This window comes from Paraburkholderia caledonica NBRC 102488 (assembly GCF_000685095.1).
GTDB lineage: Bacteria > Pseudomonadota > Gammaproteobacteria > Burkholderiales > Burkholderiaceae > Paraburkholderia > Paraburkholderia caledonica.
Map to the genome: position 1 here is coordinate 210,618 of NZ_BAYE01000009.1, position 14,558 is coordinate 225,175.

At 62.8% G+C, this 14,558-nt stretch carries 12 protein-coding genes and 1 other RNA gene; 9 read left to right on the forward strand and 4 right to left on the reverse strand.

The window, feature by feature from the left end; all coding sequences use genetic code 11:
* Nucleotides 1-14: 14 nt before the first annotated feature.
* Entirely contained in the window at nucleotides 15-2,774 is a 2,760-nt protein-coding gene (gene dnaX, locus BCA01S_RS19965; RefSeq protein WP_027778423.1) for a DNA polymerase III subunit gamma/tau, read from the reverse strand.
* 303 nt (nucleotides 2,775-3,077) lie between these two features.
* Nucleotides 3,078-3,176: signal recognition particle sRNA small type (ffs, locus tag BCA01S_RS36710), an RNA gene on the reverse strand.
* Between the two features lie 428 nt (nucleotides 3,177-3,604).
* Between ffs and trxA the strand changes: the two genes are divergently transcribed.
* The 8 genes from trxA to BCA01S_RS20005 all read left to right on the forward strand — a co-directional run bounded on the left by trxA (nucleotide 3,605) and on the right by BCA01S_RS20005 (nucleotide 12,532).
* The gene (gene trxA / locus BCA01S_RS19970) at nucleotides 3,605-3,931 is read left to right on the forward strand and encodes a thioredoxin TrxA (protein ID WP_006048864.1); all 327 of its coding nucleotides are present in this window, start codon (nucleotides 3,605-3,607) and stop codon (nucleotides 3,929-3,931) included.
* Between the two features lie 236 nt (nucleotides 3,932-4,167).
* Nucleotides 4,168-5,436 (forward strand): transcription termination factor Rho, encoded by a 1,269-nt coding sequence (gene rho / locus BCA01S_RS19975; RefSeq protein ID WP_006048863.1) that lies wholly within the window; start codon nucleotides 4,168-4,170, stop codon nucleotides 5,434-5,436.
* A 177-nt stretch (nucleotides 5,437-5,613) separates the two neighbouring features.
* Entirely contained in the window at nucleotides 5,614-6,222 is a 609-nt protein-coding gene (locus tag BCA01S_RS35035; RefSeq protein WP_042318990.1) for a MerR family transcriptional regulator, read from the forward strand.
* Nucleotides 6,219-7,775: an MFS transporter gene (locus tag BCA01S_RS19985; RefSeq protein WP_027778424.1), complete on the forward strand. Its 1,557-nt coding sequence runs from the start codon at nucleotides 6,219-6,221 to the stop codon at nucleotides 7,773-7,775. Before BCA01S_RS35035 ends, BCA01S_RS19985 begins: the two co-directional genes overlap by 4 nt.
* 15 nt (nucleotides 7,776-7,790) lie before the next feature.
* Nucleotides 7,791-8,627, forward strand: coding sequence for a M90 family metallopeptidase (locus BCA01S_RS19990; protein WP_027778425.1), 837 nt, complete (start codon nucleotides 7,791-7,793; stop codon nucleotides 8,625-8,627).
* Between the two features lie 167 nt (nucleotides 8,628-8,794).
* Nucleotides 8,795-9,061 carry a type B 50S ribosomal protein L31 gene (locus BCA01S_RS19995; protein ID WP_020065843.1) on the forward strand — a complete coding sequence of 89 codons (267 nt, stop codon included), beginning with the start codon at nucleotides 8,795-8,797 and terminating at the stop codon, nucleotides 9,059-9,061.
* A gap of 331 nt (nucleotides 9,062-9,392) precedes the next feature.
* A complete protein-coding gene (locus BCA01S_RS20000; RefSeq protein WP_027778426.1) occupies nucleotides 9,393-11,150 on the forward strand; it encodes an ArnT family glycosyltransferase in 1,758 nt (585 codons plus the stop codon).
* A gap of 2 nt (nucleotides 11,151-11,152) precedes the next feature.
* Nucleotides 11,153-12,532, forward strand: a complete 1,380-nt coding sequence (locus BCA01S_RS20005) for an MATE family efflux transporter (protein WP_027778427.1) — start codon at nucleotides 11,153-11,155, stop codon at nucleotides 12,530-12,532.
* 123 nt (nucleotides 12,533-12,655) lie between these two features.
* Here the strand turns inward: BCA01S_RS20005 and BCA01S_RS20010 are convergent, their stop codons facing one another.
* Together BCA01S_RS20010 and BCA01S_RS20015 are read right to left on the reverse strand one after the other, a co-directional pair.
* A complete protein-coding gene (locus tag BCA01S_RS20010; protein WP_027778428.1) occupies nucleotides 12,656-13,093 on the reverse strand; it encodes a carboxymuconolactone decarboxylase family protein in 438 nt (145 codons plus the stop codon).
* Nucleotides 13,045-13,545, reverse strand: coding sequence for a MerR family transcriptional regulator (locus BCA01S_RS20015; protein WP_027778429.1), 501 nt, complete (start codon nucleotides 13,543-13,545; stop codon nucleotides 13,045-13,047). The genes BCA01S_RS20010 and BCA01S_RS20015 overlap by 49 nt, the downstream gene beginning before the upstream one ends.
* A gap of 322 nt (nucleotides 13,546-13,867) precedes the next feature.
* Between BCA01S_RS20015 and BCA01S_RS20020 the strand changes: the two genes are divergently transcribed.
* On the forward strand, nucleotides 13,868-14,491 hold the full coding sequence (locus BCA01S_RS20020; protein WP_027778430.1) for a helix-hairpin-helix domain-containing protein: 624 nt from the start codon (nucleotides 13,868-13,870) through the stop codon (nucleotides 14,489-14,491).
* Nucleotides 14,492-14,558: the final 67 nt, after the last annotated feature.

Sequence of the window (14,558 nt, forward strand, 5' to 3'; positions counted from 1 at the left end):
GATCGCGCAGCGAATCAGTGAACCGAGGACGCGCCGTTCGGGCCGGCGTCCGGATTAATCGAAGTAATCGAGCTAATCGAACTAATCGGGCGGATGGAGCCCGGCACGATGCTCGCGCCGAACTCCCGGATCAGCGACTGCACGAAGGGATCGGCGCCGATTTCGCGCTCCGCTTCCTGCTGGCGTTGTGCCCGCATGGCGGCGTCGTGCGCGGCTGCCGTGCGACGCGCCGGGCCGACTTCGACCTGCACATCAACATGCTGGCCCAGTTTTTCGGCGAGCGCGCTTTTCAGTTTCGCAACCTGCGAAGCCTCCGCGTACTGCGGCACGGGCACGTTCAGTTTCAGGGTATTGCCTTCGAGCGCCATCAGTTCGCTGTTGAACGCGAGCTGATACGAGATGCCCTTGAGCGGCAGGTCGACGGCGAGCGCAGGCCAGTCGCCTTTGAACCCGAGCGGATCGAGCGGCACGGCGGGAGGCAGCGGACGCTTATCGACGACCGGCGTCGGCGCGGATGCTGGCGCGCTCACGCGGACGTCGTCAGGGCCGGTGTCGAACACGGGCGTGTAGTTGTCGTCGGGCGGCCCGTAGTAGCCGTCGTCCGATGCGGACAACGGCACATAGTCGTCGGGCGGCATGTAGTCCCATGGAGGAACCGCCGAGCCGTTCAGCTGCGACTCCTTGCGCGCCGCCGATTGTGCCAGTGCCGTTGCTGATGCTGACGAGCGGGCGCCCGATGCGGACTCCGGCTGTGCCGCGCCACGCGGCGCGCCGGGCGTTGGCACCGGAACCACCACGCGCGGCGCGGCCGGTTTCGGCGGGGCCGGACTCGTGTTGGCGGACGCCGCAGGCTTCGGGGTCGACGCGGCGTTCGCGCGACCACGGTCGGACGACACCTTCAGGCCAGCGCTGCGCAGAACGTCGAGTGCGGCGCTCGCGCCGCCCGCACGGCGCGGCGGTGCGTCGGGCAACGTCGCGGGCGCGAGTCGGGCCGTCTCATTCGAATCCGCCGCGGACGCGGCTTCGCTCGCGCGCGCGAAGGCGGCGGCAGCCGGTGCGCTGAGCGTGGCGGGCGGCGTGCTTTCCAAAGACGCTGTTTCCGCCGACGTGGATTCCGATGCAAGCGCAGCAGGCGTATCCGCTGCTGCGGGCGTCGGTGCGGGTTCGGCGGACATTGAAGCGGACGCGGACGCTGCGTCGACAGCACTCGGGTCCGTCGCCTGGCTCGCGGCAGACGCAGCGGGCTCATCGTCCCACGGAGCCAACGCAAGCGCTGTCGTACTTTCCGAAGCGGCGGACGTTCCCGAGGCCGGCGCGGGCACATCGAAGCGCGCAGGTGTCTGGGGAGTGTTCGCTTCGTTCGGGATCGGCGCCGACTCTTGAGCGCTGTGCTGAGCGACGTCGCCGGAGGCTGACACAGCTTGTGTGCTTCCCGCAATGTCCTGCTTCTGACCGACGCTTGCTGGCGCACCTCCGGCAGCCCGGGAAACGCGTCCCGGCTCGCGAGCCGGCTCAGCCGAAGAAACCGCGCCGCGCGGGCCCGCCGCCAACCGTACGGGCGACGCTGTATCTGCCGCCGACAAACCCGCCGCCACCGCGGGCGTTCCCGCCCGCTTCCCTCCGCTCGCGCCAGCCTGGCCAGCCTGGCCAGCCTGCCGGCCAGATCCAGCTGCTCCGCCGCCGCCCGTTGGAGCAGGCTCGAACGCAAGCATGCGCAGCAGAGTCATCGTGAAACCGGCGTATTCGTCGGGCGCGAGACCGAGCTCGCTTCGGCCGATCGTCGCAATCTGATAGAACAACTGCACCTGTTCGGCGCTGAGCGTCTCGGCAAAGCGGCGCAGGTCGCCCGCCTCCGGCCACTCGTCCAGTACCGACGACGGCGCGAACTGCGCCCACGCGATGCGATGCAACAGGCTCGCGAGATCCTGCAACGCGGTCGAGAACGACAGACTGCGCAGCGCCATTTCGTCGGCAACCGACAGCACAGCCGCGCCGTCACCTTCGGCGAGCGCATCGAGCAGCCGGATCAGGTAGCTTTGATCGAGCGCGCCGAGCATGCCTCGCACAGCCTCTTCATTCACCTGATTAGCCGAATACGCGATAGCCTGGTCGGTCAGCGAGAGCGCGTCGCGCATCGAACCGTCGGCAGCGCGCGCGAGCAGGCGCAACGCCTGGGCCTCGTACGGCACATTTTCTTCGCCCAGAATGTGTTCGAGGTGCGAGACGATGTGGCCGGCCGGCATCTGCTTCAGATTGAATTGCAGACAGCGAGACAGCACCGTGACCGGAATTTTCTGCGGATCGGTGGTGGCGAGAATGAACTTGACGTGCGGCGGCGGCTCTTCCAGCGTCTTCAACATTGCGTTGAAGGCATGGTTCGTGAGCATGTGCACTTCGTCGATCATGTAGACCTTGAAGCGTGCATCGACCGGCGCGTACACCGCGCGCTCCAGCAACGCCGCCATTTCGTCGACGCCGCGATTACTTGCCGCGTCCATCTCGACGTAATCGACAAAGCGCCCTTCGTCGATTTCACGGCAGGCCCGGCAGACTCCGCACGGCGTGGAAGTCACGCCCGTTTCGCAGTTGAGCGCTTTGGCGAAGATGCGCGAAAGCGTCGTCTTGCCGACGCCACGCGTGCCGGTAAAAAGATACGCGTGATGCAGACGGCCGCCGTCGAGCGCGTGCGTGAGCGCGCGCACGACGTGCTCCTGTCCGACGAGCGACGCGAAATCTTTCGGCCGCCATTTGCGTGCGAGAACTTGATAGGTCATCGGGAAATTGTATCAGTAACAATGCCTTGCAAAACCGATTCGCGACCCGGCGCCAACGCGCGTGGCCGCCAGATTAAACTGCGCGATTGAAAGCGGCTAATGGAGCGATAGAAAAATATATTGGCGGCAGCGCGGAGCGTCGTTGTGCATCGTCCGCGCGACATGCACAGCCGTATGGCTGCAGGCGCGCAGCAAATGGGCAGCCGTGCAGTGCGAACAACAGCACATAGGCAACCGGCATCTGGAACAGACGCGATGACAGCGAGCGCAAGGGGAAGAAAACAGAACGAACAGAAAGAGGAAGGTGACGAGCCTGACCCTCGGCACTGGTGGAAAACGGCTGTGGCTGCTTCGTTCCCGACCTGACCAGGTTGACCATCCCTCCATGCGAGGAGGCCCGTCACGAAACATTCTATCACCGCCTGGCTCTTCGCGCGACTGTTAATACGAGCAAAGCGCAAAGCGCGCACGGAATCACCGTCGTTCCCGTCTCGCCACACGGCTTGCGCCGCGTACTTGAGTTTCATCGCCGGACCTCCACATAGGCTACGTCGTGGATGATGAAACACGGTGGCACGTCATCGGCAGCCGTCGGCCCCACTGCCCCTGATGGGTACTATCGCCCCCGGCAACGCATAGCGAATTAAGCTAAACTGCGGTACGGATGACCCGCAAGCGCGAGCCTTCCGCCCACGCCGACTGGTCCCCGACTTTTCGCGCGCAGGTGGTGAGGTTCGGAGTGCGGCTAAGCGAACGGAAGTTTCCCTAGGTTTTGACGTATCGTGGCGAGCAATTCAGGCGGGCCTCGAACCGATAGAGGTATTCATACAATGAGCGAACAAATCAAGCATATTAGCGACGCATCGTTCGAACAGGACGTCGTGAAATCCGATAAACCCGTGCTGCTCGACTTCTGGGCTGAATGGTGCGGTCCGTGCAAGATGATCGCGCCGATCCTCGACGAAGTCGCCAAGGATTACGCCGATCGTCTGCAAATCGCGAAGATCAACGTCGACGAACATCAGTCGACGCCGGTCAAGTTCGGCGTGCGCGGCATCCCCACGCTGATCCTGTTCAAGAACGGCGCTGTCGCCGCACAGAAGGTCGGCGCATTGTCGAAGTCGCAACTCACCGCGTTCCTCGACGGCAACCTGTAAAACAGTCGCGCGGGCGCGCCGCGAGGTCTACCGGACCCGCGCGCGCCTCGTCTGCCCTGTTGTGGGGCGGCAACGTTCCCTACAAGAAAGATGCCGTAGCGCCTCACTGGCGGAAACTGGCGTGTGCTATGCTAGAATCCGCAAAACGTCGAAAAGACGTGTAAGTCCTTGAGCGGTTCCGCTCACTTCTCCTCCCAGATTCCATTTCGTCGCACCTTCTCCTGCGGGTTCTCCGTATGCATTTATCCGAGCTTAAGACTCTGCACGTGTCCGAATTGATCGAGATGGCCAATGGCCTCGAGATCGAAAGTGCGAACCGCCTGCGCAAGCAGGAATTGATGTTCGCCATTCTAAAAAAACGAGCCAAAACGGGCGACACGATCTTCGGCGACGGCACGCTTGAAGTGCTGCCGGACGGCTTCGGCTTCCTTCGGTCGCCGGAAACTTCCTATCTCGCCAGCACGGATGACATTTACATCAGCCCGTCGCAAATCCGCCGCTTCAACCTGCATACGGGCGACACGATCGAAGGTGAAGTGCGTACGCCGAAAGACGGCGAGCGCTATTTCGCGCTGGTGAAGGTCGACAAGGTCAACGGCCAGCCGCCGGAGGCCTCGAAGCACAAGATCATGTTCGAGAACCTGACGCCGCTGCACCCGAACAAGGTGCTACTGCTCGAACGTGAAATGCGCGGTGAAGAGAACGTCACCGGCCGCATCATCGACATGATCGCGCCGATCGGCAAAGGCCAGCGCGGCTTACTGGTTGCGTCGCCCAAGTCCGGCAAGACCGTGATGCTTCAGCACATCGCGCACGCCATCAAGCAGAACCATCCCGACGTCGTACTGTTCGTGCTGCTGATCGACGAGCGTCCGGAAGAAGTGACGGAAATGCAGCGTTCGGTGGCCGGCGAGGTGATCGCCTCCACGTTCGACGAACCCGCCGCGCGTCACGTGCAGGTCGCCGAAATGGTGATCGAAAAAGCCAAGCGCCTCGTCGAAATGAAGAACGACGTGGTTATTCTGCTCGACTCGATCACGCGTCTTGCGCGCGCGTACAACACGGTCGTGCCGGCTTCGGGCAAGGTGCTGACGGGCGGTGTGGATGCCAATGCATTGCAACGCCCGAAGCGCTTCTTCGGCGCGGCGCGCAATATCGAAGAAGGCGGCTCGCTCACCATCATCGGCACGGCGCTGATCGAAACTGGCAGCCGCATGGACGATGTGATTTACGAAGAATTCAAGGGCACCGGCAATATGGAAGTGCACCTTGAGCGCCGTCTCGCAGAAAAGCGCGTGTACCCGTCGATCAATTTGAACAAGTCCGGCACGCGTCGCGAAGAATTGCTGATCAAGCCCGAAGTGCTGCAAAAAATCTGGGTGTTGCGCAAGTTCATTCACGACATGGACGAAGTCGAGTCCATGGAATTCCTGCTCGACAAAATTCGCCAGACGAAGAGCAACTCCGAGTTCTTCGACATGATGCGCCGTGGCGGCGGCAGCTAAAAGCTGCGCCTGCACACCGCATGAGAAAACCGCTCGTCGCCGACGAGCGGTTTTTTTTCGCCTGGCAGATCTGCAATAGTGCGGCTTCTACTCCAGCAATTGAGTCCCACGCTCCAACCTATACGTGAACGTACACGTTGGAGTAAAATCTGACGACGTTTCTGTCAGGCCATGCTCATGTCGAATGACTCACCCACCCTGCTTACTGTCCGTGACGCGGCCGAGCGCCTCGGCGTCACGCCTCGCACGTTGAAATACTACGAAGAGCGCGGGCTTGTATCGCCCGCTCGCAGCGAAGGCCGCTACCGTCTTTACGACGACAACGACTTACAGCGGTTCGGGCGCATCCTGCGTTTGCGTTCGTTGGGTTTCTCGCTGCACGGCATTACTGAGATGCTCAAACGGCCGCTCGAACCGGTCGCGGGCGGACACCGTTTTTCAACCGAATCGCTGCAACAGATTCACGACGCGATCGCTGGACAGGTGAACGCACTCGACGCACGCATTCAAGCTATGCGCCGGGAGCTCAAGGAAGCGCAGAAGCTGCGCGACGAATTGAGTCCGGACCTCGATTATCTGAAGCGTCGTCTAGCGGGCGAGAACGCGGACGCCCTGCTCGAACAGCGCCGCAACGCGCTGGCGAAAGGCGCAAAAGCTTCGAAGACCGCCAAAGGCCGTGAGGACCCTCAAGCGCTTAAGACCGTCAAACGCAAGGAAGCCAGCACAAGACCCGCTGCGAAGCGCGGGAGCAAAACGCGCGCCTCGACTGCGCGCGAGCGTTCATGAGCACAGCATGGCCTCGCACCCGGTGGCCCGGCGTGGACAAACTGCGTGGCGATGTATTCCCTTGGGTGCTGGCGGTCGTCACGGGTCTCGACTATTTCGACAATTCGATTTTTTCGTTTTTCGCGAGTTATATCGCCGGCGGCGTGAACGCGTCGCCGGACGAACTCGTGTGGGCTTCGAGCGCCTACGCGGTCGCGGCGGTGCTGGGCATCCTGCAGCAGGAATGGTGGGTCGAGCGCTTCGGCTACCGGCGCTATGTCGCCGGTAGCATGCTCTTGTACGCGGTGGGCGCCGTAGCGGCCGCGCTGTGCGAATCGTCGGTTGAACTGGCGTTCGCGCGCGGCTTTCAGGGCTACTTTATCGGCCCGATGATGGGCACGTGCCGCATTCTGATCCAGATGAGTTTCACGCCCAAACAACGCCCCGCTGCAACCCGGGCGTTCCTGATCCTGATCGTGCTGAGCAGCGCGCTCGCGTCGTTAATCGGCGCCCAGCTGGTTTCGTACTTCGGCTGGCGTGCACTCTTCGCCTGCACCGCGCCCGTCGGCATGCTGTTCATGGTTCTCGCCGTGCTAGCACTGCCCGACGCGGGCAACCGTCTGCCCGAGGAGCGCGGTTCAGCACACTTCTGGCCGTACATCGTGTTTGCCTTTGCGCAAGGCGCACTGCAAATCGTCATGCAGCAGGTGCGCTTCCAGTTGTTCAGCGCGTCGCACGGTCTGATCCTGCTCACACTCGCCGGCATCGTCGCGCTCGGCTGGTTCGCGTATCACCAATGGCATCACCCCGCGCCGCTCATGCGCCTGCACGCATTGCGCGAGAAGGTGTTCCAGGTCGGTCTCGTGCTGTACATGTTCTATTACTATCTGTCGACCGCGTTTAGCTATCTGATTTCGCGTTTGCTCGAGAGCGGTCTCGGCTACCCGATCGAGAACGCCGGGCAACTCGTCGGCGTCACGTCGCTGATTTCCGCGAGTGCGCTCTTCATCTATCTACGTTTCGCAAAACTTCTGACGCGCAAGAAGTGGATCATCGTGCCCGGCTTCGGCATCGCGGCACTCACGGCCGCGTGGATGACCGACATGTCGCCGTCCGTCGGCGAAGCGGCGCTGGTGGGGCCGCTTCTGTTGCGCGGCCTGCTGTTGCTGTTCATCGTGCTGCCGGTCGCGAATCTGACCTTCAGGATCTTCGCGATAGAGGAATTCACGCACGGTTACCGGTTGAAGAACATCGTGCGGCAACTGACGATCTCCTTCGCCACCGCGTCGGTGATCATCGTCGAGCAGCATCGGCAGGCGATGCATCAGGCGCGACTCGTGGAGTTCGTGAATCCGTACAATCCATTGTTCCAGGACTCGCTTGCTGCGCTCACGCGCACGTTGTCCGCTGCCGGACGTTCGCCGTCGGACGCACATTCGCTTGCGCTCGTGGAGATCAGCCGGACAGTGGCGCGGCAGGCCAGTTTTCTGACCGCGCTCGACGGCTTTTACTTCCTGATCGGCATCGCGATTTGCGGCGGGATTTTTGCCGCGTGGCAAAAACAGATCGACTAACGGTTTCATCGGCCCATGCTTTCGAAACTCACCCAATGGCTCGGCGCCCGCCGACGCGAGCGCGCGCTGCGCGAATACGCAATCGGCGATGCCCTGTGGCAGGCCACGCTCGACAGCTTGCCGTTCCTCGCGCATCTGGATGCCCCGGATCTCGCGCGCCTGCGCGAGATGAGCAGCCTTTTCATCGCACAAAAGGAGTTTTCGACCGCGCATGAGCTCGAGTTGACCGACGCAATGACCGTCGCCATTGCGGCCCAGGCGTGCCTGCCTGTGCTGAATCTGAGCCTCGATCTTTATCGCGGATGGGTCGGCGTGATCGTGTATCCGGGCGAATTCGTGATCCGCAAGACCGTTGAGGACGAAGACGGCGTCGTTCACGAGGTCGAGCACGACGCGAGCGGCGAAGCGTGGGAAGGCGGCCCCGTCGTCCTGTCGTGGGAAGACGCGCAGATGACGGACGGCGCGGATGCATATAACGTGGTGATTCACGAGTTCGCGCACAAGATCGACATGCTCAACGGCGAAGCGGACGGCCATCCGCCGCTCGTGCGCCGTTGGCACGCGCCACTCGACTCACAAGCCTGGGCAGACGTGTTCGACGCCGCCTACGATCAGTTCTGCGCCCGCGTCGACGCCGTGCCGCAGCGCCGCTGGACTCGCTTCGAGCGGGAATCGCTGATCGATCCCTACGCCGCCGATCACCCGTCCGAATTTTTCGCGGTGTGCAGCGAGGCGCTGTTCGTCAAGCCACAAGCTTTCGAAGCGGAGCATCCGGAGCTATATCGGCTTCTCGCCCGATATTATCGTCAGGACCCGGCGCGAGTCGGCCTGACGTTCGCGCCGGCGCAATAGTCGACTTACAGGCAAAACGCCGGAGAACACCTGACGGAATTCGTCAAGCGACTGATTTTCTGGCATAATCGCCGTTTTTCGACCACAGGCAAGTGGCTCGCGCCTAGATGCAGTCCGCCGTGAGCGGCCGCACGCGGGTTGGCTACCGCCAGATTAAAGGAAAGATCATGAAAGAAGGCATTCACCCGAATTACCGCGAAGTCCTGTTCATCGACATGTCGAACGACTTCAAGTTTGTGACGCGCTCGACCATCCAGACGCGCGAAACCGCCGAATTCAACGGCCAGACCTACCCGCTCGCCAAGATCGAAGTGTCGTCGGAATCGCATCCGTTCTACACCGGTCAGCAAAAGATCATGGACACGGCAGGCCGCGTCGAGAAGTTCAACAAGAAGTTCGGTTCGCGCGCTACCGGCAAGGCAGCAGCGAAGTAATACCTGCCGCTTTGGCTGGCTGGGCAGAATCAGGCCGATTCGGCTTATTTTTGTCGGACAGCGAAGCAGCAAAGAGAAGGGCAGCGCGAGCTGCCCTTTTTTGTCGCCTGCGCGCAACTGGAAAGCCGGTGCCAACGTGGCGAACGTTCGAGCCGCCGTACAAGCTGGCCAGCCAGCCCGGTGTAACGGCACGCTCGAAGCCGTTGCCGGCCATTACCGGCCGTGACGCGCACTGTGGCTCCCGACTACAATGCCGGATGCTCCAATAAGGCCATGCCAGCCGGACCGGCCGTCCAGTGGCGGCTTTCGCTTATTAAATATCCCAAACCGCATGAGACCTGTCGTTCGCCTCACTGCTTCCGCGACCAGTGCGCTCCCGCGCTGGCTGCTGTTGACCATCTGTATCGTCTACGCGTCGTTCGGCCTGTTCGGCCGCGATCCGTGGAAGAACGAGGACGCAGCTGGCTTCGGCGTGATGTGGACCATGGCGAACGGCAGCGCGCATGACTGGCTCCTGCCGAATCTGGTCGGCAAGTACCTGACTGAAGACGGCCCGCTTGGCTACTGGCTCGGCGCCAGTGCCATCCGCGTGTTCGCGCCGTGGGTCGACGCGAGCAATGCGTCCCGTGTGGTTACCGGCTTGCTGTTTTGCGCGGGCTGCGCTTTTGTCTGGTATGCCGCCTACCTGCTCGGCCGGCGCGCCGAAGTCCAGCCGTTCAAGTACGCGTTTGGCGGCGAGCCGGAACCTCGCGACTACGGTCGCACGCTCGCCGACGGCGCTCTGCTGATCCTGCTCGCCTGTTTCGGCCTCGCCGAGCGCGGCCACGAAACCACGCCGCAGCTGGTGCAGTTCGTGTGTATCGCGATGCTCGTCTACGGGCTCGTGCGAATGATCGACAAACCGATTCAGGGCGCCGCGATCTGGGGCCTGGCGATCGGCTTCGTCACCCTCGCGAGCAGCCCCGTGCTGGTCGGCGCGCTTTTGCTGGGCACGCTCGCCATGACGTTGATCGTCCGCGAGACGCGCTCGCGCTGGCTGCTGCTGGCGGGTCTGCCGATCGCCCTGGCGCTCTCGGTCGCGTGGCCGATCGCCGCGCTCTGGGCTTTTCCCGTCGACGCCGTCTGGTATCTGAACCAGTGGGTGCACGTCAGCCTGAGTTCGTTCGCCGGCCCGCCCGGCTCGGTCGCGGCATACGCGCTGAAAAACCTGCCGCTCTTCACGTGGCCCGCATGGCCTCTCGCGCTATGGGCATGGTTCAGCTGGTCGGGTCTGCGCCGCGCGCCGCACGTCGCGATTCCGCTTTCGGTGATCGGGCCGCTGCTCGTGCTCGTCGTGTTGCAGAGCCATCAGTCGAACCGGCTTTATATGTTGCTGCTGCCCGCGCTCGCAGTGCTGGCCACCTTCGCGCTGCCCACGCTCAAACGCGGCGCCATCAACGCCATCGACTGGTTCGCATTGCTCAGTTTCACGATCCTCGGCAGCTTCGTCTGGCTCGTGTATGTGGCCGGGCTGACCGGCTTCCCGCATCCGCTCGCGCGCAACCTCGCGCGTCTCGCGCCGGGCTTCGCGCCGCAGTTCAAAATACTTTCGTTTGTCTGCGCGGTCGCGGTGACGGTTTGCTGGTTCGTGCTCGTGCAATGGCGTCTCGCGCGCCATCCGAAGGTGCTATGGCGCAGCGTCGTGCTCTCGAGCGCCGGCACGACGCTCATGTGGGTGCTGCTGATGACCTTGTGGCTGCCGGTCGTCAACTACAGCCGGACTTACAAGGACGTCGCCGAACAGATCGCGAGTCACTTGCCTGAGGACTACACCTGCATATCGCCGGTGCGCCTCGGCAATGCGCAAATTGCGACCTTCGCGTATTTCGGCGACATGCACTTCTCGTTCAATCAGGACTGCGACGTCATTCTGCGCCAGGACACGCAAGACTTCGGCGAGCCTAGCGCGATGTCCGACTTCGTGTGGAAGCTGGTCTGGGAAGGCCGCCGCGTGGCCGACCGCGACGAACGCTTCCGCTTGTATGTGCGCATCGACCGTCCGAAGCCGCCGGTCGTGAAACGGCGCAGCTGGCACAAGAAGCCTGGCTGACCATGCTCGCCGACGTACGGAAAATCGCCGGGCTCGCGTGGCCGGTGCTGATCGGTCAACTGGCTATCATCGCCTTCGGCGTGATCGACACGGCCATGGTCGGCCGTTACTCGGCTGTCGATCTCGCGGCGCTAGGCCTCGGCTCGTCGATTTACATCTCCGTCTACATCGGCTTGACCGGTATTCTCACCGCGCTGCAACCGATCACCGCGCAACTATTCGGCGCACGCCGCTACCAGGAGATCGGCGAGGAAGTCCGGCAATCGCTGTGGCTCGCACTGGCGCTCACGGTCATCGGCTTCCTGATTTTGTTCTTTCCCGGCCATCTGCTGCATCTCGCGCGCGTGCCCGATGCGCTGCACGAGCGCACGGTGTCGTATCTGCGAATACTCGCATTTGGCCTGCCTGCCGGCCTCGTGTTTCGCGTCTACGGTTCGATCAGCAATGCAGTGGGCAAGCCGCGACTCGTGATGATCCTCCAGATCGGCGCGCTGTTGCTAAAGGTGCCGCTCAATACGTGGTTCATTTTCGGCGGCCTCGGCGTGCCGGCGCTCGGCGGCCCCGGTTGCGCGCTTGCCAGCACCTTGATCAACTGGGGGCTCGCGCTCGTCGGCATGTTGCTGCTCACCCGTGTCGACGTCTTCACGCCGTTCGCGATCTTCGAGCGCTTCTGCTGGCCCGTCTGGCGGCGCCAGGCCGCGCAGCTGCGGCTGGGCATTCCGATGGGACTGTCGTATCTGATCGAAGTCACGTCGTACACCTTCATGGCGCTCTTCATAGCGCGTTTCGGCACGACGACGCTCGCCGGGCACCAGATCGCCGGCAACATCGGCGCGGTGTTGTACATGACGCCGCTGTCGATCGGCATTGCTTCGTCGACCTTGGTGGCTCAGGCGCTCGGCGCGCACCGCCCGGAGGCCGCGCGCACGTTGTCGCGCCACGGAATCATGATGGCGGTCGCCCTCGCCTGCTGTTACGGCGCAGTGCTGCTCGTGCTGCGACCCTACGTGATCAAAGGCTATACGCCGAACGCACAAGTCGTGGCAGCGGCGCTGCCGCTCGTGCTGATCGTCGTCTGCTATCACCTGTTCGACGCGCTGCAGATCACCACCGCGTTCGTGTTGCGCGCGTACAAGGTTGCCGTCGTGCCGACCGCAATCTACGCTGTCGCGCTGTGGGGCGTGGGTCTCGGCGGCGGTTATCTGCTCGGCTTCAATGTGACCGGCGCGATCCCGCCCTGGCTGACGGGGGCGCGCGGCTTCTGGGTCGCGAATACGGCGAGTCTTGCGATCGCGGGCATCGGCTTGCTGCTTTACTGGCGCGTGGTCAGCAAACGGCATGTGCGCGCGGGCGCGACGCTTCGACACGAAGCGGCTGATTGAGGGCGACGTTGGCGACATCGCCACTTGCCTCCGACAGTCACCCGCAACCAACCCGCGCAATTCCTGTCTGCGCAAACCGCGAGCTTTAGCGGTGCGCGTCGCTCCTCTGCCCGTTACGCATGCTCACCCTGCCTGCGTCAGGTTCTCTGCCCGCTCCGGCCGCACCTCTGGCAACCCCTGATCCTGGCGCTCGAAAACCTCGCGCGCGGCGAACAGCGCGTTCAATGCCGCCGGGAACCCAGCATACAAGGCCATCTGCATGAACACCTCGACGATTTCCTCGCGCGTGCAGCCGACGTTCAACGCCGCTTCGATATGCACCTTCAGCTGCGGTTGCGCACAGCCGAGCGTCGCGAGCGACGCGATGGTGGCAATCTCCCGCGCGCGCAGATCGAGTTGCGGACGGCTGTAAATATCGCCGAAGCCGAATTCGATCAACAGTCGCGCGAAATCCGGCGCAATCGGTGCAAGCGCGGCGATCACCTGCTCGCCGGCAGAACCGTCGATTTCCCTCAGTTTGTTCCAGCCTTGCGTGTAGCGCTCGTTTTGCGCGTAGTCCATGGTGAGTCCTTTTCCGAGTGTGAGAACGATGACGTGTCGTCGATCCGTCGTGACTGACTATCCGCTGCCGACGTCTGGCCGGCTGCCTCGCCTTCGTAATACGCAATCTTGTCGACAATTGCGCCAAGGTTGGCCTGCAAGTCGGTAATCCGCGCCAGAACCGCCTCGCGATGCGCTACCAAAAGATCGCGGCGCGCACCGAACGTTTGCTGACCCTCGGCACGCAGCGCCGCGAAGGCCTGCATGCCGGCGATCGGCATGCCGGTGGCTTTGAGGCGCATTAAAAACCGCAGCCAGTCGAGGTCGGCCGGCGAATACAGGCGATGCCCCGCCTGCGTGCGGCCAACCGCGCGAATCAGCCCGGCCTGCTCGTAATAGCGCAGCGTATGCGTGGAGACGCCGATGGTGTCAGCGACCTGCCCGATGGTGAGTGCGTTCGACGTGTTCGACATGACAGGACTCAGGTTAGGACTTCGAGTGCACTCTAAGTCAAGTGCGTCGCGCTGTCATTCTCACGCGACCTCGCAGCTCAGCCGGCGATGCAATGCGATTCGATCGCGATTCGATGCGAGCAATCCGGCTCACAACCGCCTTCTTGCCAGGCAAAAGGTTTAAAGATTGTTCACGACGATTTACTTGCCGTTGATCGGCCGGTATAAATCGTCGGCGGTCGCCAATAAGCGCGCGCGTTTGTCCTATGCTTAAGCGCAGCGCCCGCTGACACATTGCGTCGTCCGTTCCCGGCTAACTTTTGCCCTCAATGGAGTACCTGCCATGCTGAAAAAGCTCGTGATGCTGTGCGTTGCCCTGATGGTGTCGCTGTCGGCGGGATACGCGTCCGCTGTCGAAGTGAATTCCGCCGATCAGGCCGCACTCGAATCGGTGAAGGGCATTGGGCCCGTGCATGCAAAGGCGATCATCGAAGAACGCACGAAGAACGGGCCGTTCAAGGACGCCGACGATCTGGCCACGCGCGTCAAAGGCATTGGCAGCAAGTCGATCGTAAATCTCGAAGCGGCGGGCTTGACGATCAACGGCTCGTCTACGCCGCCAACGGGCGCGAAACCCGCGACGAAGTCCACGGCGACGAAGACCGCGCCAGCGGCCAACACGTCAGCAACCGCGGCCACTACTGCAACGACGGCAACGACGACCGCAACTCCGGCCGCGCCAGCGGACGCTTCAGGCGCAAAAGCTTCGAAGTCTTCGAAGAAGAAGGCTAAGGCCGCAGCCTCTGACGCGACAGCGGCATCCGCGCCGTCGGCCACTGCCACTGCACCCGCAGCACCCGCCGCGGCAGCCAGTTCACCTGCCGACGCATCTGGCGCAAAGGCGTCGAAGAAGGAAGCGAAGAAGAGCAAGGCCGCATCGGCAGCGGCGGCTTCGGGCGGCGCATAGAGAACCTGCGCGCAGAAATCGGATCGTAGACTGACTAAACCAGCAAGGTAGAGCGCCAGCAGCGAAG